The sequence below is a fragment of the Alphaproteobacteria bacterium HT1-32 genome, assembly GCA_009649675.1.
GTDB lineage: Bacteria > Pseudomonadota > Alphaproteobacteria > Rhodospirillales > HT1-32 > HT1-32.
This window is the reverse complement of record WJPL01000001.1, coordinates 1638205-1657339: the sequence shown is the minus strand read 5'-3', so window position 1 is coordinate 1657339 and position 19135 is coordinate 1638205. Positions and strand designations below refer to the sequence as shown.

Sequence of the window (19135 nt, the reverse complement as noted above, 5' to 3'; positions counted from 1 at the left end):
CGGTTTTTCTAAAGCAGGGATTAAGCGAGATTCAATAATTTATGACTCGCAGAAAAGTCTTTGTTGAGGCACAAATCAGGCTTCACCTGAATTAATCCCGGGATTGGAATCATCCGCATGTCAGTAAATGACAAGATTGTCGGCGACCTCGTTGCCAACAAGGTCGAGTTCATCACGACCGTACCCTGCAAGCAGCTTGCAGGCGTTATCGACAAAATCAATCAGACCCCGTCGATCCACCATGTTCCTGCGAACAAGGAAGACGAGGGCATGGGGCTTTGCGCCGGTGCCTTCATGGGCGGCAAACGGTCTGCCATCATCATGCAGAACACGGCGATCGGTGTGACCATCAATACGCTGGTGACGCTGATCCAGTATTACCATTTCCCACTGCCGATGATCATCAGCTATCGCGGTGAGCTGGGCGAGCCGGTGGCCTGTCAGGTCGAGATGGCTGTTCACACGAAAGCGCTTCTGGCGCAGCTGAACATCCCGACCTACCACTTCCACAAGTCAGACGATGTGAACGAACTCGACGCCATTCTGAAACACACCTACATGGCGAAGAAACCGACCGCGATTCTGACCGACGCCAGCTTCTGGAAAGGAGGCCAAGAATGATCCGCAGTGAAGTCATCAAGAGCCTGATCCCGGTCATTTCCGATCAGCTCGTCATCTGCAATATCGGCCTGCCGTCGCAGGAACTGCACATGCTGGACGACCAGCCGACCAATTTCTACATGCTCGGCACCATGGGTCTGTCCTCTTCCATCGGCCTCGGTCTGGCGCTGGCGCAGAACAAGAAAGTCATCTCGATTGACGGTGACGGCTCGGTTCTGACCAACTTCGGCACCCTGCCGACCATCGCCAACAATGTCGCCGACAACTTCATCCTGCTGATCATCGATAACGGCAGCTATGGATCAACCGGTGACCAGCAGACCTATGCCGGTCTCAAGACCTCGCTGACCGAGGTCGCGAAAGCCTGTGGCTGTGAAAATGTGGTCGAGTGCAAGGCCGAAGACACACCGGACGTCATGAAAGCGGCGCTGGCATCGGACAAGATGACCATCATCGTCTGCAAATGCGAATCCGGAAACATCAAGGTGCCGGTTATCGACATGGACCCGGTCGTCATTGCCGACCGGTTCATGAAAGAGGTTCGCGCGTAACAGCAACCGGTGATGTTTCAGACACGCCAGATATGTTCCTGGGAAGATGCCCGCCGGCTGGCCCGGCGGCGTCTGCCCTGGATGGTGTTCGACTATATCGACGGGGCCGCCGGTGAGGGTGGTGCAGATCGCCGTAACCGGCAGCGGCTGAATGACATTCAGCTGCAACCCCGTGTGCTGAAGAATGTCGAACATCGCAGCCTGAAAAGTTCTGTTCTGGGTAAGGAAACAGGCTTGCCCTTCGGCATCGCACCGATGGGCATGTGCAACCTGTCGACACCCGGTGCCGATCTGATGCTGGCCCGCCTTGCGGCCAAACATAAAATTCCGCTCGGCGTCTCAACCGCCGCCTCCACGGCGCTGGAACCAATGATCGAGACGGCTGACGGCAACGCCTGGTTTCAGCTCTATTTTGGCGGTGACGAAGATGTCAGCCACAAGCTGCTCGACCGGGCCGGGGCCGCCGGATACGAGACCCTGATCTTTACAGTCGATGTGCCGGAAGTCGGTCGCAGACCGCGGGAATTGCGCCGCGGCTTCAAGATGCCCTTCAGGATCGGCCCCAGCCAGTTTATCGACTTTGCCCTGCATCCCTGCTGGTCGCTTGCCACACTGGCAAAAGGCGCGCCGGACCTTGCCAATTTCAAGGCACCGGGCATGGATTTCGACCGCACCAAAAGCCGCGCCCGCGCCGACTGGGATTTCCTCGCCCGTGTCCGCGATAACTGGAAAGGCCGGATGGTGCTGAAGGGTGTGACTTCATCCGAAGACGCCCTGCTGGCCCGTGATGCCGGGGTGGATGCGGTGGAGGTCTCGAACCATGGTGGCCGGCAACTGGAAAGCGCCCCCGCCGCCATTGACGCGCTGGCCCGCATCCGTGCAGCCGTCGGGGATGACTATCCCCTGCTGTTCGATTCCGGCCTGCGCGGCGGCGAGGATATTGTAAAAACCTGTGCCGTCGGTGCTGATTTCACCATGGTTGGTCGCGTCCTGCTCTACGCCCTGGCAGCTGATGGCGAACGCGGTCTCAACGACTTCACCGACCTGCTGGCTGAAGAGATCAGCCTGACCCTGGCCCAGCTGGGGGCAACTTCAGTTGACCAGATCAGCCGCGAGATGCTTGTCGGCTGAAATCAGCCGCTGACGGTCGGCCTGCCGGCGGACTTTTTCCAGCGCCTCCCTGACCACATCGGCACCGGCTTCCGGCTTGTGGGCGTTCTCGCTGAGATGCCGGCGCCACTGCCTTGCGCCGGGCTGGCCCTGAAACAGGCCGAGCATATGGCGGGTGATGCGGCTCAGCCAGACACCTTCCGATGTCCGGCGTTCGATATAGGGCAGCATTGCCTCGACCAGATCAAACCGGTCCTGACCGGATGGTGTCTCGCCATAGAACCGGCTGTCGACATCGGCCAGTATCCAGGGGGTCTGATAGGCGGCACGGCCAATCATTACGCTGGCCACATGGTCAAGGTGGGTCGCCGCCTCATCGAGGGTGACCACCCCACCATTGATCCCGACCGGAAAGCCCCGGTTTTCTGCCGCAATATCATAGACCAACGGATAATTCAGTGGCGGCACATCCCGGTTTTCTTTCGGGCTCAGGCCGGACAGCCAGGCCTTGCGGGCATGAACCGTCACCCCGTCACAGCCGGCATCACGGACCTGCGCGATCAGGCTGCGCAATGCCGGTCCTTCCGGCTGGTCATCAACGCCGATCCGGCATTTCACCGTCACCGGCACCTTAACCACCGCCTTCATCGCCGCAACACAGGCCGTCACGGTTTCCGGCTCCCGCATCAGGCAGGCCCCGAAAGCTCCGGACTGCACCCGGTCTGACGGACAGCCAACATTGATATTGATCTCGTCATAACCCCATTGTTCGGCCAGACGGGCACATTCCGCCATTGCCTCCGGCTCGCTGCCTCCCAGTTGCAGGGCGACCGGATGCTCCGACGCGTCATAATCCAGATGTCGCGCCGCATCGCCATGCAGCAGCGCACCCGTTGTCACCATTTCTGTATAAAGCAGCACCCGCCGTGAAATCAGCCGGAGAAAATAACGGTCATGCCGGTCCGTCCAGTCCATCATCGGAGCGACGGATATGGGGTGCGGCTGGAGGGGGCGGTTTTGCTGGCTGCCGGTCATAAGCACTCAATACCGGTCACAAGCCTGAAGAATCAAGCCTGCCGGATTACATGGCCGTACTTGATGCATATCAATGTTCTGCTCCCCAAACTGCTGTAAGTACGGCAACTGAACAAAAGAAATGCACAGCATTCAGGTTTACGGAGGCCCGAGGTGACCATTCAGCCAGAAACTGAAACAACAGGACAATTGTCCGAGACCAGAAAGTCTGACGAATTGCAGACCTTTCTGTTCCTGACCATTCTTCTGGCTCCCATTGTCGCTGTTGCCGGTGTTGGCGGGTTCGGGTTTCTCGTCTGGATGAGCCAGATCATTCTCGGCCCCCCGACGGGCTGAAGCTTTGATTTGAGGTGGGAAAACAATCAATGCACCAGAACAACCTGAGCCGGCGGGGCCTGCTGACGGGAAAAGTGCGCGCCCGCGAAGAACAGGCTGCGGTTCTGGCGATCGAACCACATTGTCTGGCCTTTGCAGGCACCGCCTGCCGGTCCTGTGAAGACGCCTGCGAACCACGGGCGATCCGCTTCCGCCCCCGGACCGGCGGTCATTATCATCCGGAGATCACCAGCGACTGTACGGGATGCAGCGACTGTATTCCGGTCTGTCCGGTTGGCGCCCTGACCTTCACCACAGGAAACCGTGATGCAGTTTGACCATCCCGACAACCGGCTGAACGTTCCGCGCACCCCTGACAGGAAAAACAGCCCGGCAGAAATTCATTTCACCAGCCTGATTGTTTCAGCTCTGCCAGAAGCTGCCGATGACATTGCCGCGACCATTGTTCAGGACAAACGGGCTGACATCGAACCCGACCCGCATAACGGCAAGCTGATCGTGACACTGGAAACCGACAGCCTGTCAGAGGTAACCGAGTTCGTAGACCATGTCAGCCGCCTGCCCGGCGTCATCAATGCCGCCATGGTCTATCACCATGCCGAGCCGGTGGCGTCACTCGACCTGCCTTTTGAAGACACCTCTGCCCCAGAAGATAACCAAACCGGAACAGCGCCATGAAAATGACCCGCCGTGAATATATCAAGGCCACTGCCGTTGCGACGGCCGCTGCCGCCGCCGGACTGCCGGGTGGCGAGGCAAAAGCTGCCAATATTGTCACTGAAGCCGACAAGATCGGTCTGAAATGGGACAAGGCACCCTGTCGTTTTTGCGGTACCGGCTGTTCAGTAATGCTGGCAACCAAGGGCGGGCGCCTCGTCGCCTCCCATGGCGATGTGAAATCCCCGGTGAATCGCGGCCTGAACTGCGTGAAGGGTTATTTCCTCTCCAAGATCATGTATGGCGAGGACCGGCTGACCCAGCCCATGCTGCGCAAGCGCAATGGAAAATATGACAAGGAAGGCAGCTTCGAGCCGGTTTCCTGGGACGAAGCCTTCGATATCATGGCGGAAAAGTTCAAGGACGCCCTGCGCAAGAAAGGCCCGACCGCCGTTGGCATGTTCGGGTCCGGCCAGTGGACCGTGTGGGAAGGCTATGCCGCCTCGAAACTGTTCAAGGCCGGGTTCCGGTCGAATAATATTGATCCGAACGCCCGGCATTGCATGGCGTCAGCGGTCGGTGGTTTCATGCGGACTTTCGGCATCGACGAGCCGATGGGCTGTTACGACGATTTCGAGCATGCCGATGCCTTCGTGCTCTGGGGGTCGAACATGTCGGAAATGCATCCGATCCTCTGGACCCGCCTGACCGACCGCCGGCTGAGTTATCCGCATGTAAAAGTCGCTGTGCTGTCGACCTTTGAACATCGCAGCTTTGACCTTGCCGACATTCCAATGGTCTTCAAGCCGCAGACCGACATGGTGATCCTGAATTATATCGCCAACCACATCATTCAGTCGGGCCGTGTGAACAAGGCGTTCGTCGAGAAGCATACCAATTTCCGGATCGGCAATACCGATATCGGCTATGGCCTGCGCCCGGAGCATCCACTGGAAATGGCTGCAAAGAATGCCGACAAGGCGGGCGGGTCCAAAGAAGCCACGTTTGAGGAATATGCGGCCTTTGTTTCCGACTATACCCTCGACAAGGCGCATGAAATGTCCGGGGTGCCAAAATCCCGGCTGAAGGAACTGGCTGAACTTTATGCCGACCCGGACCGCAAGGTCATGTCGCTCTGGACCATGGGGGTCAACCAGCATACCCGCGGTGTCTGGACCAATAACCTGATCTATAACATTCACCTGCTGACCGGAAAGATATCGCAACCTGGCAACAGCCCGTTCTCGCTGACCGGCCAGCCCTCAGCCTGCGGCACGGCACGGGAAGTCGGTACATTCTCGCATCGTCTACCCGCGGATATGGTCGTCAACAACCCCAAGCACCGGGCCGTTGCGGAAAAGATCTGGAAGCTGCCGGAAGGGACCATTCCGGAGAAGCCGGGATATCACGCCGTCGAACAGAACCGGATGCTGAAAGACGGCAAGCTGAACGCCTACTGGGTGCAGGTAAACAACAACATGCAGGCCGCACCGAACATGATGGAAGAAGGCTTGCCGGGTTATCGGAATCCCGAAAACTTCATCGTGGTGTCCGACGCTTACCCGACAGTCACCGCACAGGCCGCCGATCTGGTGCTGCCGACCGCCATGTGGGTCGAAAAAGAAGGGGCCTATGGCAATGCCGAGCGCCGGACCCAGTTCTGGCACCAGCTTGTCGATGCCCCCGGTGAATCAAAATCCGATCTCTGGCAGCTGATGGAATTTTCAAAGCGGTTCACGACCGAAGAAGTCTGGCCGGCAGAGCTGCTTGATGCCAATCCCGGCTATCGCGGCAAGACCCTGTTTGATGTGCTGTACGCCAACGGACAGGTGAATGCCTATCCGGTCGAGGATATCGAAGCAGGCTACGCCAACCATGAAGCAGAGCATTTCGGCTTTTACCCGCAGAAGGGCCTGTTCGAGGAATATGCTGCTTTTGGGCGGGGCAAGGCACATGATCTCGCACCGTTCGACACCTATCATCAGGAACGGGGGCTGCGCTGGCCGGTGGTTGATGGCAAGGAAACCCAGTGGCGTTTCCGGGAAGGATCAGACCCCTATGTGAAGGCCGGGGCCGGATTTGAATTCTATGGCAAGCCGGACGGGCGGGCGGTTATTTTTGCGCTGCCTTATGAACCACCGGCGGAAAGCCCGGATCAGGATTATCCTTTCTGGCTGTCCACCGGGCGGGTGCTGGAACACTGGCATTCCGGATCGATGACCCAGCGGGTGCCGGAACTGTACCGGGCCTTTCCCGATGCGGTCTGCTTCATGCATCCACAGGATGCCGAGGAGATGAGCCTGCGCCGGGGTGACCAGATCCGTATTGCCTCGCGGCGGGGGGATATGCTGACCCGGGTTGAAACCCGGGGCCGCAACAAGCCTCCCCGCGGTCTTGTCTTTGTCCCCTGGTTTGATGCCAGCCAGCTGATCAACAAGGTCACGCTGGATGCGACAGACCCGTTGTCAAAGCAGACTGATTTCAAGAAATGTGCCGTCAAGATCGAGAAGGTATGATCATGAAATACATCCTGTCATCGATTGTCATCCTGACCCTTGCCGTCAGTGCCTGGGCGGCAGATATCAGCAAGACCGGCCTGCGTGACACGCCGCTGGATCAGAACCCGCCACCGCCGCTGATGTCGCAGCAGTCCAACGATGATCTGCGCAAAGCCCGGAACTATCCGGAACAGCCGCCGATCATCCCGCACAAGACCGAGGATTATCAGGTTGATGCCCGGGTCAACGAATGCATGACCTGCCACAGCCGCCGGGCCGTCGCGGAAAGTCAGGCACCGATGGTTTCCATCACCCATTTCATGGATCGGGAAGGCCAGTTTCTCGCCTCCGTGTCACCGCGACGCTATTTCTGCAATCAGTGCCATGTGTCACAGCATGAGGTCAGGGTCCCGGTCAACAACAGCTTCGTCGACATCGACCACGTCCTCGCGCAACCGCAATAGGGAGCCTGAACATGATAGCGCGCCTGAAACGGTTCTGGACGACTTTATGGCGGCCCAGCGTTCATTACAGTCTGGCCTTTCTGACAGTCGGCGGCTTCATTGCCGGTGTGATTTTCTGGGGTGGCTTCAACACAGCCATGGAACTGACCAATACCGAGAAATTCTGTACCGGCTGTCACGAGATGCGCGACAATGTCTTCGCCGAACTCAAGACAACGATCCATTATAGCAACCGGTCCGGCGTCCGCGCCATCTGTTCCGATTGTCATGTGCCACACAACTGGACGGACAAGATCGCCCGCAAGATGCAGGCATCAAAGGAAGTCTGGGGGAAAATCTTCGGCACCATCAACACGCCCGAAAAGTTCGAGGCGAAACGCCTGGAAATGGCACAGCGCGAATGGATAAGGTTCAAATCAAACGACAGCCTGGAATGCCGCAACTGTCATTCTGAAAAGTCGATGGATTTCACCCGCCAGAGCCTGCGGGCCTCGGAAGCCCATCAGCGTTTCCTCGTCAGCGGCGAGAAAACCTGTATCGACTGCCATAAAGGCATCGCCCACGAACTGCCGGACATGAGCACCTCCATGGGCCACGGCCATCCGTCAGTCGCCAGGGCCGGCAATTAGACAACAGATTTTCACGGACTCTCTCCCGGGGCGGCGACAAGGCCGAAGACCGCAGCTCCGGGGGTTATGCCTTATCGATGATCATCACCGCGCCCAGAACCGCACGCACCGTTTGCTCCCGCAAAACAGACTGGCCTTCTTCATCCGCAAGGTTTTCACCAAAGATCTTCGTGAAGGTGTGGCGGTTTGAAACATTGAAAAAGCTCATGGCGCTGATTTGCCAGTGAACAACCATCGGGTCAGCATCCATGCGGAAAATCTTGCGGTCCTTGCCCCGCGCGATCACTTTTTCAAGCTGGGTAATTGCACCCTGATTGAGCTCGCGGATTTTCTCTGACTTCTCCAGATACCGGCCGGCGTGAATATTCTCGATCATCACCAGCCGGATGAAATCCTTGTTCTCCCGATGGTGATCGAAGGTGAACTCGATCAGTTTTCTCAGGGCATCAACCGGGTCGAGACCGCCAAGGTCCAGCTCATCTTCCTGCATGCGGACGCTGTGATAGGCATCCTCCAGAGCCCGCAGGTAAAGCCCCTCCTTGTCGCCAAAGTAATAATAGATCATCCGCTTGGATGTCTCGGTACGGGCGGCAATCTCATCAACCCGGGCACCTGACAAACCGCTTTGGGAAAAAATCTCCCGTGCGACGCGCAGGATATTTGCCTGAACCGCCTCCGGATTCTGCTTCCAGCTTGAACGGCGTGATCGCCTGCTGCTGGTCGGCGTTGTGTCAGGCATTGCTCAACCTCCTGTAAACTATTGCTATTTTTACAAATTTAACCGGTCAGTTCAATCTTCTTGACTAAATTAACTGTCTGGAACATTATGCCTCCGACATGATGGCACAGAACGACTGTCATGCTGGTACTGGGAGGTGATCGCCATGCCTGCGAATGAGGCGATGGTGCAAACAAACGAGATCAGGGCAGGGCTTGTGGGGCGCGGTATCGCACGCTCACGCACCCCGGCCATGCATATGGCGGAAGGCAGGGCCCAGGGCTTTGACTACGCCTATGAAATCATCGACATGGACCAGCATGGCGGCAGTCTTTCAGACGTGATTGATGATGCCGGGCAGCAGGGATTCGCCGGGCTGAACATCACTTACCCGTTCAAGGTAGATGTCGTCGCGCTGCTTGATGACCTGTCCGACAACGCCCGGGCACTTGGTGCCGTCAATACGGTTGTCTTCCGGAACGGGAAACGCTTCGGACACAACACAGACCTCTGGGGTTTTTCCGAAAGCTTCCGTCTCGGCATGACAGACGCACCAAAAAATGAAGTGCTTCTGATCGGGGCCGGCGGCGCCGGTATGGCTGTCGGGCATGCGTTGCTTCTGCTCGGGGTCGGCAAGCTCTGGGTATTCGATACCGACCGGATACGCGCAGAAGCCCTGACCACTGCACTGATGATGCGATTTGGTAACCATCGCGTCGCCATCACAAACCAGGTCGAACAGGTTCAGGCCGGCCTGGACGGAGTCGTGAATGCCACGCCGGTCGGGATGGACAAGCTTCCGGGCTGCCCTTTCCCGAAGAACCTGCTGCGGCATAACCTCTGGGTTGCCGATATCATCTATTTTCCACTCGATACCGAACTGATCACAGCCGCCCGCAAAGCGGGTTGCCGCGTGCTCACGGGCGATGGCATGGCCGTCTTTCAGGCGGTCCGTGCTTTTGCGCTCTTTACCGGCATGGCTCCGGACCCGAACCGGATGCGCCATGCTTTTGAGGCCCTCGGGCAGGACAGCCCATCATAAATCAACCCTAAGCAAACAAACCCAAAGGGAGGAAGTCATGCGTATTAAACTCAATTCCATAGCCATTGCAGCCACAGTCACTGCCGGTCTGCTGGCATCCGCCGCCAATGCACAGCAGACAATCCGGTTCGCCCATGTGGATCCCGCGGACTGGCAAAGCTCCAAAAAAGGCGCTGCGGCAGAAGTCTTCAAAAATATCGTCGAAGGCGAGACCAGCCTGACCGTGGAACTTTTCCCGGCGGGTGCGCTCGGCAACGAGGACGCACTGGTTGGTCAGGCGCAGGACGGTGTAACCCAGGTGGTCATGGTTTCCGGGGCAATGTCGAAAGCCTGCAAGGCCGCATCCGTGCTCGACATTCCCTACACCTTCCCGTCAGCCCCTGTGGCATGGAAGGTTCTGGATGGTCCCTTTGGCGCCGAACTTGCTGCACATTGCCTGAAACAGACAGGTCTTCGCACTCTGGCCTATGGTGAAACCGGTTTTCGGAATTTCACCAATGGCAAACGCGAGATCCGCACACCTGCGGACATGGCGGGACTGAAATTCCGGGTTCAGCCGATCCCCCTCTATATCGAGATGGTGAAAGGTCTTGGTGGCGAGCCGACACCGATCGCATGGACAGAACTGCCGAACGCGCTTTCAACCGGCGTGGTTGACGGACAGGAAAACCCTGTCGGGGTGATTTACAACAACGGCTTACATAAACTACAGAAGTTCATGACCCTCGACGGTCATGTCTATGCCGCCGATTTTCTGCTGATCTCCGACGACTTCTTTCAGTCTCTCAAGCCCGCTGAACAGGCCGTCATCCAGAAAGCCGCTGTCGTCGCCGGTAATATGGGCCGTTCCATCCAGCAGTGGAGCACAGCCGCCGGTGTAAACGCTGTGCAGGCCGAAGGCATGCAGGTCTATTCACCCACTGCCAAGGAACTGGCTATGTTCCGTGATGCCGCACAGCCCGCCGTGAAGAAGTGGCTGGCCGGTGAACTGGGCGGTGATGCCGTCTGGATTGAAAAGCTTGACGCTGCCGTGGCTGGTGCCAGCAAATAAACCTGAAAGCGGGTGGCGGTTGCCGTCACCCGCCCTTTCCGGAAACCGGAACAACCGAGACCAGTCATGACCGCAGTCAGCCGGATTTATCAGCGCCTTCTGGCATCGGGCGCAGGTCTTATGATGGCACTGGTCTTTGCCATCATTTTTGTAAATTCTCTTCGTCGCTACACCACCGGAAAGTCTCTTTCCTGGGGTGAGGAACTGCCGATCTATCTGGCAATCTACGGGGTAATGTTCGGCATAGGCCTTGCCTATCTTCAGGACCGCCACATCCGTTTCACTCTGCTGACCGACATCATTTCGCCGCTAACCCGAAAGTGGCTCTTTGCAGCCATGGACGCGGCGACGATCGTCATCGGCCTCACCCTCGCATGGTCCGGCCTGGAATTCGCTTCGAGACGACCGCAAATCGAAGCCTCCGGCCTGATCTCCGGTGCCCGGGAGCTTGCCGGATCAACGGGGCTTCTGTGGCTCGAATGGCTGGGCCGTATGGGAACCTGGCAGTCAGCCATTGTCTTTGGCGGGATCATTCTGGCGGTTGCCGCCCTCATCAGGCTGCTTGTCCGGCTGCAGGAGAGCTGAACAATGGTTTATGTCATCCTGATTGGCGGACTTCTGCTCGGTCTCCCCGTTGCTTTTGCCATTATCGCCGCCCTGTCATGGTTCATGGCAACCGGCGACGCGCCCTACAGCATGCGGATCATCGCCAACGAGATGTTCAAGGGTCTCAATTCCTATCCGCTTCTCGCTATTCCGCTTTTCATTCTCGCCGGTGAACTGATGAACGAGAGTGGCATTACCACCCGCATCATTGCCTTTGCCAATGTACTGGTTGGCCGTTTTCGCGCGGGCCTTGCACATGTCAATATCTGGGCGTCGGTCATCTTTGCCGGCCTGTCCGGTTCCGCCGTCGCCGATACATCGGCACTCGGACGGGTGTTTATCCCGGAGATGGAGAAACACGGTTACGACCGCAGCTTTGCGGCGGCCCTGACCGCTGCATCATCTGTCATCGGCCCGATTATTCCGCCATCCATTCCGGTCATCATCTATGCCCTGATCGTTTCGGGTGTCTCGGTGCCGGCCCTGTTTCTGGCGGGCATCATTCCCGGCCTCCTGCTGGCTCTTTTTCTCTCGGCATATGTCGCACTCACTGTCCGGGTGAAAGCAGTCACCGCCGACCCCGGCCTGGCAGGCCCCGGCACCCGGCAGGCCCTGCTCGGTGGAATTCTGCCCCTTCTGATGCCGGTCTTTGTGGTCGGGTCAATACTGCTGGGGGTCGTGACACCAACCGAAGCCGCAAGCTTTGCTGTCGCCTATGCACTCGTACTCGGCACAGCCGTCTACCGCCGTATAACGCTGGCCAGCCTGTGCCGGATATTCTGCAACGCCATGCGCGACAGCGCCGTGATCCTGATCATCATTGCCACGGTTGCCGCGGCCAACTGGTTACTGACCTACAACCGGGTCCCCAACATGCTGACGGACTGGGTCATCGGGAATGTCGACAGCAAGACCATGTTCCTGCTGGCGACAATCATGCTGTTCCTGTTTGTCGGCCTCTTTCTCGAAGGCATTGCGGCAATGCTCGTCCTTGTTCCCATCCTGCATCCGATTGCCGTTTCGATGGGCGTTGACCCGGTACATTTTGGAATTCTTGTCATCTTCAATCTCATGATCGGCCTGATTACCCCGCCGCTGGGCTTGTGTCTTTTCGTCGCCGAAGAGATCGCCAAGGTTGGAATGGTCAGACTCACCCGGTCCATCCTGCCCTTCTTCCTGGTCGAGGTGCTGGTGCTGCTGATCCTGACATTCGTTCCGCAAACCGTAATCTTCCTGCCGCAGTTACTGGGCTACTGATTCAATGAAAACCTCCATAGCCACAGTCTCGATCTCCGGGAATCTCGAAGAAAAAATAGATGCCATAGCACAGGCTGGTTTCAGGGGAATCGAGATATTCGAGCAGGATTTCATTGCTGACAGCCGCACCCCCCACGAGGTCGGTGCGCGTATTCGCGATGCCGGGCTGGATCTTCTGCTTTTCCAGCCTTTCCGGGACTTTGAAGGGCTGCCGAACCCGCTCCGTGCCCGCGCCTTTGACCGCGCCGAGCATAAGTTTGACCTGATGCAGGAGCTTGGCTGCGACCTGATGCTGGTTTGCTCAACCGTCCATGCTGAATCACTTGGCGGCATTAGCCGCGCCGCAGACGATTTTGCCGAGCTGGGTGAACGCGCGGCCAAACGCGGCCTGCGGATAGGCTATGAGGCCCTTGCCTGGGGCAGCCATGTCAATGATCACCGCGACGCCTGGGAAGTTGTGCGCCGGGCTGACCATCCCAGTGTGGGCCTGATCCTCGACAGCTTTCACACCCTCGCGCGGAAGATTGATCCTGACACCATCCGGCGCATCCCCGGCGACAAGATATTCTTCGTACAGCTTGCCGATGCCCCTTCCATCAGCATGGATATGCTGTACTGGTCCCGTCATTTCCGGAATATGCCCGGTGAAGGCGATCTCGACGTTATCGGTTTCATGCGCGCTGTGATGGCAACCGGCTATGCTGGCCCGGTCAGTCTGGAAATTTTCAATGATCAGTTTCGCGGCGGGCCACCCAAGACAATTGCCGGTGACGGTTACCGGTCGCTTGTCGCCCTGATGGACGACGTGCGTCGCATCGAACCCGACATCAAAATCGACCTTCCCGATATTCCCGAACGCATCAGGGTGAAATCGGCGGCCTTTGTTGAATTCGCCACCCGGGATGATGAGAAAGAACGGCTGGAGGCCCTTCTGGCGTCAATGGGTTTTCGCTGCGCCAGTCACCATGTTTCAAAATCACTGGCGGTCTGGCAGCAGGGTGACATCCGCATTGTTGTGAACGCCGAAACGAAAGGACACGCCCACAGTACATGGCTGACGCGGGGAACGACGGTCTGCGACATCGGCATTGAAGTTGCCTCGGCCCGGGACACGCTTCAGCGCGCAACAGCCATGGGAGCCAAGGCGTTCAGCCAGCCCCTGGCACCCAACGAGATCAATATTCCTGCCATTCGAGGGCTTGGTGGCAGCCTGCTTCATTTTCTCGATCAGAGTTCGGGACTGGCCGATGTCTGGTCAGTCGAATTCAGTTCCGATACTGACGACACCCACAGCGATGCCGGACTGGTCTGCGTCGACCACCTCGCCCAGACAATGAGTTACGATCAGATGCTCAGCTGGTCGCTTTTCTACACAACGCTGTTCAGCATGAACAAGGCAGAGATGGTTGACGTGATTGACCCTGACGGGCTGGTCCGCAGTCAGGCCCTGACCACAAAGGACGGAACGTTCCGGATTACCCTGAACGGAGCTGAAACGCACCGGACCCTCGCCGGCGGCTTTCTGGCCGAAACCTTCGGTGCCTCAGTGCAACATATAGCACTCGCAACCGACGATATCTTCGTAACAGCCCGTGCACTGGCTGCCCGGGATTTTGATCCGCTGCCCATGCCGGAAAACTATTACGCCGATCTGGCAGCAAGGTTCGACCTCGCACCACCGCTGATCGCGGAATTGCGGGCGTTGAATATCCTTTATGACCGTGATGAAGGCGGCGAATTCTTTCAGATCTATTCGCAACCATTCTCCGGAGGGATGTTCTTTGAAATAGTCGAACGCCGTGGCAGCTATATCGGTTTTGGTGCCCCTAATGCACCCTTCCGGATTGCAGCGCAGAAACGTCTGATGCGTCCGAGGGGCATGCCATAACCGCGCGCCCCCTGTTATCTAACCGCAGGGTTGCAGGATGACAGGCGGGCCGGGTTCTGCGCCGAGGATGGTACAGCCCCCGTCGTGACACAGTGACCAGCCGCCGGCGGTTGCGCCTGATGCAGCCAGCACCAGTTTCGGAATTGGCGGCCCGTCGACCGGCCAGACCCACCAGCCGTCCTGAAGCCGGGCACCGTCACCCGGATCCATACCGGCACCGGACCCCCTGACCCGGGCTTCCACCAGCTTCAGCCCGTCCTGCCGGACGACCCAGTTTTCCTGCCAGCCGGTTTTCTCAACGGAATGAGACCAGCTCAGTACAAAGGCTGCCGATGCCATCAGCAGCTGCTTTGCCCCGATCATCAGGCAGGCACCACCCATGATCAGCTGCCGCCGTCACTCTTTACCGGGTTGTCGGTAACTTTACGTGACCGCATCCAGAGCACACCGGCGAAGGCCAGGGTCAGGGCGAAACCGATCTCGTCGGTCAGCGGCAGGGCCGCAACAAGGCTGAGGGCTGCCGCCAGCGCCAGACCACGTTCCGGCCAGCCAAGTTTGCAGCCCGCGCCATACCCAATCACCGCCATCCCCGACAGGCCGATGGCCAGCACGGTCTTCGCCAGAATATAGAGCACTGCCGGGATATACCCGATGCTTTCAGCCAGCGGACCGCCGTCCTGCAGCATCAGGGCGGGGGTATAAACCGCCATGAAGGGAATAACGAAACCGGCTGAGGCAGTCTTGATGGCTTCCATCGAAATCCGCAGGCCGCTTTCCCGCGCAATCGGAGCAGCAGCAAAACAGGCAAGTGCCACCGGCGGCGTCAGATCGGCCAGAATACCGAAATAGAACACGAACATATGGCTGACGATCAGCGGCACACCCAGTTCCAGCAGGGCCGGGCCGGCAATCGACGAGGTGATGATATAGTTCGGGATGGTCGGGATGCCCATGCCCAGCACAATGCAGGTGATCATGGTCAGGACCAGCGACAGAAACAGGCTCTTGTCACCAACCGAGACGATGAACTGGCCGAAGGTATTGGCGGCCCCGGTCAGGGTCATGGTGCCGATGATGATGCCGACGATGGCACAGGCCACGCCGACCGGCAGGGCGGTCTTGGCGCCATCAGCCAGCGAATCACGACAGATCAGCAAGGTCTCACGGCCACCTCTGGTAAAGGCATTCCAGAGAATCAGAATCACAACGGCTGCGGCGACCACGCCAATGCCGAATTTGAAGAACGCAGCCGCGACAAGCCCGAGGCCGATCCAGAAGATGATCCGGATGATGCCTTCCGGCAGGCCAAGGGCAACCGATCCGCCGAGGATCAGCAGCACCGTCAGCGCCAGTCCGATGGTTCCCGCGAACAGCGGCGTGTAGCCGGTGAACAGCAGGTAGACCAGAACCGCCAGCGGCAGGATCAGATGCCAGCGCTGTTTGATCGCCTGCCAGGCAGATGGCAGTTCCGCCTTGTCGAGGCCGGACAGGCCGCGCTTACCCGCTTCCAGATGGACAATCCAGAAGGCGGACAGGAAATACAGAACCGCCGGAATAACCGCCGCCTGAACCACCTCGTAATAGGCAACGCCCAGTGTCTCCGCCATGATGAAGGCGACCGCCCCCATCACCGGCGGCATGATCTGTCCTCCCATCGACGCCGTGGCCTCGACCCCCCCGGCAAAGGCCGGGCGATAGCCGAAGCGTTTCATCAGCGGAATGGTGAACTGGCCGGTTGTGACCACATTGGCGACACCGGAACCGGAAATGGTGCCCATCAGACCGGACGAGAAGACAGAAACCTTGGCCGGGCCACCCTGTTTATGGCCAACAAGGCCGAGCGCCACATCAGTGAACAGGGTGATCATCCCGGCCTTTTCCAGAAAGGCACCGAACAGGATGAACAGGAAGATATAGGTCGAGGAGACATAGGTCGGAATGCCGTAGATACCCTCGGTCCCGTAAGCCATATGGTCGATGACCTGAGAGAAATCATAACCCCGATGATTCAGCGGTGACGGCAGATACTGGCCAAACAGACAATAGGCGAGGAAGAAACCGCAGATGACCGGCAGGGCCGGGCCCATCATCGCCCAGCCGGCAATGAACACAATGGCGATGGCAATGACGCCCAGAATGATGTCACGCGGCAGCGGATCACCGGCCCGCAGCAACAGATCCGTATATTCCACCCACTGATACAGAGCCACACCAACACCGGCGGCAGCCAGTATCCAGGCCAGTGCCCGCACGGATGCCGGCTTGTTACGTGCGGCGGCAATCAGCGGGAAGGCCAGCAGGGCCAGAAACCCGACATGGACAGCACGGACAACCTGACTTGGCATATCGATCAGATGCGCAGCTGTGGCGATCTGGAATGCCGAGAAGGCGACCGCAATCCAGAACAGCAGACGGCCTTCTCGGGATTTCGGGAATGCAGTTTCGTGAGGATTGTCGACGGCCTGACCGTCATCGCCTGTTGTTGTCTGCTGCATTTTTCCCTCCCAGGGGGTCCGCCGCTGAAAGCCGTCAGACCAGTTTGTCCGGTTTACCGGTTTTATGTCCATCCTTTGAGACACAGCAACGCCGGTCCCCGGAGGAAACGGCGATTCAGACTATTCCCGAAGAATGAGTTCAGTAAAGAAAACCGGACGCAGCCCGCACGGGGGCTGCGTCCGGCAATCAGGCCTTACAGGAGGCCTTTTTCCTTGTAGAAACGCTCAGCGCCGGGATGCAGCGGAACCGGCATTCCCTTCAGGGCGTTCTCAAGCTTGATCTGGGCAGCGGCCTTGTGGGCGGCTTCCAGTGTGTCGAGGTTCTCGAACAGCTGCTTGGTCATCTGATAGGCGGTCTCGTCAGAGACATCAGAATGCGTCACCAGGAAGTTGACGACAGCAACGGTTTTCACGTCAGCGGTCTGGCCGTTATAGGTACCGGCCGGAATGGTTGCGCTGATATAGGGCGCGCCCAGTTTTGTGACCACGTCTTCCGGAACTTCAACCATCGTCACGTCGAGCGAGGTCGACAGATCCTTGATCGAGGCAACGCCGAGGCCGGCAGACTGCAATGTCGCATCAAGCTGACGGTTCTTGATCAGCTCGACAGATTCAGCAAACGGCAGATATTCGGTCTTTGCGAGGTCGGAATAGCTCATGCCGGCGGCTGCGAAGATGGCGCGGGCATTCAGTTCCGTACCGGATTTTGCAGCACCAACCGAAATGCTTTTACCTTTCAGGCTGGCCAGCGACGTGATGCCGGATTCCTTGGAGGCCACAATCTGGATGTAGTTCGGATAAACAGCCGCAATACCGCGCAGCTTGTCGAGCGGGGCCTTGAAGCCGGCATCCGCGTTGCCTTCCCAGGCAAGTTTCACGGAATCACCAAGTGCCAGGGCAATTTCGCCCTTGCCCTGCTGCAGCAGGTTCAGGTTTTCCACCGAAGCCTTTGTCGACTGGACCTGCGTCCGGGCACCGGGAATTTTGTCGGCATAGATTTTTGAAAGGCCGACACCGAGCGGATAGTAAACGCCCGAAGTACCGCCCGTCAGGACGTTTATAAATTCATCGGCCTTCGCGGCGACACCGCCAAAAGCGACGGAAGCTGCGACAATGGCCATACCGGCCAGCCGGGTGGAAGTTCCAACCATAAGATTTCCTCCAGTTTCTGGGTTTTCAGCACAAAGCGGAGTCTTGAAGCTCCGCTGGCATAAGGGAATGAGCAATCACCATGCCAAACGCCAAGTATCTGATTTGAATATGTTTATCTGAAAGTACTGAAGGTCTTGTGGCGGAAATCCGCCAGATTTACGGGCGTGATGGCGGATTTCCGCCACCGCTGTTCCCGACAGCCGGAGACTACAGCCTGCGCGCGATAAAGCGGATCCGCACATAATCTGCGGTCCAGTTGCCCTGATGATCCCGAAGCGACGGTGCCAGCAGGGCAACCGCATGGGCCAGCACCCGTCTCGCGACATCTTCAGCAAGGCCGTCGACAAACGGATTTCCAAAGGTTGCCAGCCAGCCTTCAATGCCCGTCGGCAAGGGGGTCGGGCGTGGAATCAGGGCGATCTGTTCAACGGCAAATCCCGCGCCTTCCAGCATCCCCGTATACTGGGCAGGCGTCGGGAAAAACCACGGATGCCGGTCAGCCCCGTCAATGCCCTCGGCCTGTAATGCCGCCAGCAGGGCCGTCACGATAGCCGCGACATTGCCATGGCCGCCGAACTCTCCGACCAGGCGGCCACCCGGTTTCAGGGCACGGGCCATACCGGCAACCACCGCCTCCGCATCAGGCATCCAGTGCAGGGCTGCATTGGTCAGCAAGCCATCAAATTCCGCCTCGAAACACAGGGCCTGACCGTCCATCTGCCGGACATCCAGCCCCTGTGCCTTTGCCGCCTGAAGCAGGTCTGCAGATGCATCAACCCCCACTACAGCCGCACCTGTTGCCGCAATTTGCGCTGTCAGCGCACCGTCACCACAACCGAGATCCAGAATTCTCTCTCCCGGCTTCGGATCCAGCAAGCCGATCAGAGGCACTCCGTAATCCGCAACAAACCGGGCATTATCGGCATAACCGGTGGCAGACCAGCTTTGGTCAGGATCAATCTTCATCATGCTTTTGCTTCCGGAAATGGCCCCATATTGAGGCAATGCTATCGATTATCCCTGCC

At 58.3% G+C, this 19135-nt stretch carries 20 protein-coding genes; 14 read left to right on the top strand and 6 right to left on the bottom strand.

Annotation, left to right across the window (positions count from 1 at the left end):
- Window positions 1–117 precede the first annotated feature (117 nt).
- Genes comD through GH722_07845 form a run of 3 tightly spaced genes read left to right on the top strand, consistent with a single transcriptional unit; the run spans window position 118 to window position 2303 of the window.
- Entirely contained in the window at window positions 118–621 is a 504-nt protein-coding gene (gene comD / locus GH722_07855; protein ID MRG71678.1) for a sulfopyruvate decarboxylase subunit alpha, read from the top strand.
- Complete coding sequence (gene comE, locus GH722_07850; GenBank protein ID MRG71677.1) at window positions 618–1172, top strand: sulfopyruvate decarboxylase subunit beta; 555 nt, start codon at window positions 618–620, stop codon at window positions 1170–1172. Before comD ends, comE begins: the two co-directional genes overlap by 4 nt.
- A 12-nt stretch (window positions 1173–1184) precedes the next feature.
- Window positions 1185–2303 carry an alpha-hydroxy-acid oxidizing protein gene (locus GH722_07845; GenBank protein ID MRG71676.1) on the top strand — a complete coding sequence of 373 codons (1119 nt, stop codon included), beginning with the start codon at window positions 1185–1187 and terminating at the stop codon, window positions 2301–2303.
- Here the strand turns inward: GH722_07845 and dusA are convergent.
- Complete coding sequence (dusA, locus tag GH722_07840; protein ID MRG71675.1) at window positions 2265–3317, bottom strand: tRNA dihydrouridine(20/20a) synthase DusA; 1053 nt, start codon at window positions 3315–3317, stop codon at window positions 2265–2267. The genes GH722_07845 and dusA overlap by 39 nt on opposite strands.
- A 189-nt stretch (window positions 3318–3506) precedes the next feature.
- Between dusA and napE the strand changes: the two genes are divergently transcribed.
- The 6 genes from napE to GH722_07810 are packed head-to-tail and all read left to right on the top strand — an operon-like array spanning window position 3507 to window position 7901.
- Window positions 3507–3653: a periplasmic nitrate reductase, NapE protein gene (napE, locus tag GH722_07835; protein ID MRG71674.1), complete on the top strand. Its 147-nt coding sequence runs from the start codon at window positions 3507–3509 to the stop codon at window positions 3651–3653.
- A gap of 29 nt (window positions 3654–3682) precedes the next feature.
- Window positions 3683–3970 carry a 4Fe-4S dicluster domain-containing protein gene (locus tag GH722_07830; protein ID MRG71673.1) on the top strand — a complete coding sequence of 96 codons (288 nt, stop codon included), beginning with the start codon at window positions 3683–3685 and terminating at the stop codon, window positions 3968–3970.
- Window positions 3960–4331: a hypothetical protein gene (locus tag GH722_07825; protein ID MRG71672.1), complete on the top strand. Its 372-nt coding sequence runs from the start codon at window positions 3960–3962 to the stop codon at window positions 4329–4331. Before GH722_07830 ends, GH722_07825 begins: the two co-directional genes overlap by 11 nt.
- Complete coding sequence (gene napA, locus GH722_07820; GenBank protein ID MRG71671.1) at window positions 4328–6826, top strand: nitrate reductase catalytic subunit NapA; 2499 nt, start codon at window positions 4328–4330, stop codon at window positions 6824–6826. The genes GH722_07825 and napA overlap by 4 nt, the downstream gene beginning before the upstream one ends.
- Before the next feature lie 2 nt (window positions 6827–6828).
- On the top strand, window positions 6829–7272 hold the full coding sequence (locus tag GH722_07815; protein ID MRG71670.1) for a nitrate reductase cytochrome c-type subunit; periplasmic nitrate reductase electron transfer subunit: 444 nt from the start codon (window positions 6829–6831) through the stop codon (window positions 7270–7272).
- An 11-nt stretch (window positions 7273–7283) separates the two neighbouring features.
- On the top strand, window positions 7284–7901 hold the full coding sequence (locus GH722_07810; GenBank protein ID MRG71669.1) for a cytochrome C: 618 nt from the start codon (window positions 7284–7286) through the stop codon (window positions 7899–7901).
- A gap of 64 nt (window positions 7902–7965) precedes the next feature.
- Here the strand turns inward: GH722_07810 and GH722_07805 are convergent, their stop codons facing one another.
- The gene (locus tag GH722_07805) at window positions 7966–8640 is read right to left on the bottom strand and encodes a TetR family transcriptional regulator (protein MRG71668.1); all 675 of its coding nucleotides are present in this window, start codon (window positions 8638–8640) and stop codon (window positions 7966–7968) included.
- 163 nt (window positions 8641–8803) lie between these two features.
- On the opposite strand from GH722_07805, the gene GH722_07800 reads away from it, so the two are divergent.
- From GH722_07800 to GH722_07780, 5 genes are all read left to right on the top strand, one after another.
- Window positions 8804–9661, top strand: a complete 858-nt coding sequence (locus GH722_07800) for a shikimate dehydrogenase (GenBank protein MRG71667.1) — start codon at window positions 8804–8806, stop codon at window positions 9659–9661.
- Window positions 9662–9698: 37 nt separating this feature from the next.
- Window positions 9699–10712: a DctP family TRAP transporter solute-binding subunit gene (locus GH722_07795; GenBank protein ID MRG71666.1), complete on the top strand. Its 1014-nt coding sequence runs from the start codon at window positions 9699–9701 to the stop codon at window positions 10710–10712.
- 66 nt (window positions 10713–10778) lie between these two features.
- Complete coding sequence (locus GH722_07790; protein ID MRG71665.1) at window positions 10779–11297, top strand: TRAP transporter small permease subunit; 519 nt, start codon at window positions 10779–10781, stop codon at window positions 11295–11297.
- A 3-nt stretch (window positions 11298–11300) separates the two neighbouring features.
- Window positions 11301–12575, top strand: a complete 1275-nt coding sequence (locus tag GH722_07785) for a TRAP transporter large permease subunit (protein ID MRG71664.1) — start codon at window positions 11301–11303, stop codon at window positions 12573–12575.
- Window positions 12576–12579: 4 nt separating this feature from the next.
- Window positions 12580–14463, top strand: coding sequence for a TIM barrel protein (locus tag GH722_07780; protein MRG71663.1), 1884 nt, complete (start codon window positions 12580–12582; stop codon window positions 14461–14463).
- A gap of 18 nt (window positions 14464–14481) precedes the next feature.
- Here the strand turns inward: GH722_07780 and GH722_07775 are convergent, their stop codons facing one another.
- The 4 genes from GH722_07775 to GH722_07760 all read right to left on the bottom strand — a co-directional run bounded on the left by GH722_07775 (window position 14482) and on the right by GH722_07760 (window position 19079).
- Window positions 14482–14844 carry a DUF1850 domain-containing protein gene (locus tag GH722_07775; GenBank protein MRG71662.1) on the bottom strand — a complete coding sequence of 121 codons (363 nt, stop codon included), beginning with the start codon at window positions 14842–14844 and terminating at the stop codon, window positions 14482–14484.
- Between the two features lie 2 nt (window positions 14845–14846).
- Complete coding sequence (locus GH722_07770; GenBank protein ID MRG71661.1) at window positions 14847–16958, bottom strand: TRAP transporter fused permease subunit; 2112 nt, start codon at window positions 16956–16958, stop codon at window positions 14847–14849.
- A gap of 194 nt (window positions 16959–17152) precedes the next feature.
- Entirely contained in the window at window positions 17153–18079 is a 927-nt protein-coding gene (locus tag GH722_07765; GenBank protein ID MRG71660.1) for a TAXI family TRAP transporter solute-binding subunit, read from the bottom strand.
- 238 nt (window positions 18080–18317) lie between these two features.
- A complete protein-coding gene (locus GH722_07760; protein MRG71659.1) occupies window positions 18318–19079 on the bottom strand; it encodes a methyltransferase domain-containing protein in 762 nt (253 codons plus the stop codon).
- Window positions 19080–19135: the final 56 nt, after the last annotated feature.

Excerpts from the sequence above, each read along its gene's own strand:
- GH722_07805 (MRG71668.1), bottom strand. The coding sequence starts at position 8,640 with ATGCCTGACACAACGCCGACCAGCAGCAGGCGATCACGCCGTTCAAGC.
- GH722_07830 (MRG71673.1), top strand. The coding sequence starts at position 3,683 with ATGCACCAGAACAACCTGAGCCGGCGGGGCCTGCTGACGGGAAAAGTG.
- GH722_07825 (MRG71672.1), top strand. The coding sequence starts at position 3,960 with ATGCAGTTTGACCATCCCGACAACCGGCTGAACGTTCCGCGCACCCCT.
- GH722_07845 (MRG71676.1), top strand. The coding sequence starts at position 1,185 with ATGTTTCAGACACGCCAGATATGTTCCTGGGAAGATGCCCGCCGGCTG.
- GH722_07760 (MRG71659.1), bottom strand. The coding sequence starts at position 19,079 with ATGATGAAGATTGATCCTGACCAAAGCTGGTCTGCCACCGGTTATGCC.
- GH722_07815 (MRG71670.1), top strand. The coding sequence starts at position 6,829 with ATGAAATACATCCTGTCATCGATTGTCATCCTGACCCTTGCCGTCAGT.
- GH722_07790 (MRG71665.1), top strand. The coding sequence starts at position 10,779 with ATGACCGCAGTCAGCCGGATTTATCAGCGCCTTCTGGCATCGGGCGCA.
- GH722_07770 (MRG71661.1), bottom strand. The coding sequence starts at position 16,958 with ATGCAGCAGACAACAACAGGCGATGACGGTCAGGCCGTCGACAATCCT.
- GH722_07800 (MRG71667.1), top strand. The coding sequence starts at position 8,804 with ATGGTGCAAACAAACGAGATCAGGGCAGGGCTTGTGGGGCGCGGTATC.
- dusA (MRG71675.1), bottom strand. The coding sequence starts at position 3,317 with ATGACCGGCAGCCAGCAAAACCGCCCCCTCCAGCCGCACCCCATATCC.
- GH722_07810 (MRG71669.1), top strand. The coding sequence starts at position 7,284 with ATGATAGCGCGCCTGAAACGGTTCTGGACGACTTTATGGCGGCCCAGC.
- comE (MRG71677.1), top strand. The coding sequence starts at position 618 with ATGATCCGCAGTGAAGTCATCAAGAGCCTGATCCCGGTCATTTCCGAT.
- GH722_07765 (MRG71660.1), bottom strand. The coding sequence starts at position 18,079 with ATGGCCATTGTCGCAGCTTCCGTCGCTTTTGGCGGTGTCGCCGCGAAG.
- GH722_07785 (MRG71664.1), top strand. The coding sequence starts at position 11,301 with ATGGTTTATGTCATCCTGATTGGCGGACTTCTGCTCGGTCTCCCCGTT.
- GH722_07775 (MRG71662.1), bottom strand. The coding sequence starts at position 14,844 with ATGGGTGGTGCCTGCCTGATGATCGGGGCAAAGCAGCTGCTGATGGCA.
- comD (MRG71678.1), top strand. The coding sequence starts at position 118 with ATGTCAGTAAATGACAAGATTGTCGGCGACCTCGTTGCCAACAAGGTC.
- napA (MRG71671.1), top strand. The coding sequence starts at position 4,328 with ATGAAAATGACCCGCCGTGAATATATCAAGGCCACTGCCGTTGCGACG.
- GH722_07795 (MRG71666.1), top strand. The coding sequence starts at position 9,699 with ATGCGTATTAAACTCAATTCCATAGCCATTGCAGCCACAGTCACTGCC.
- GH722_07780 (MRG71663.1), top strand. The coding sequence starts at position 12,580 with ATGAAAACCTCCATAGCCACAGTCTCGATCTCCGGGAATCTCGAAGAA.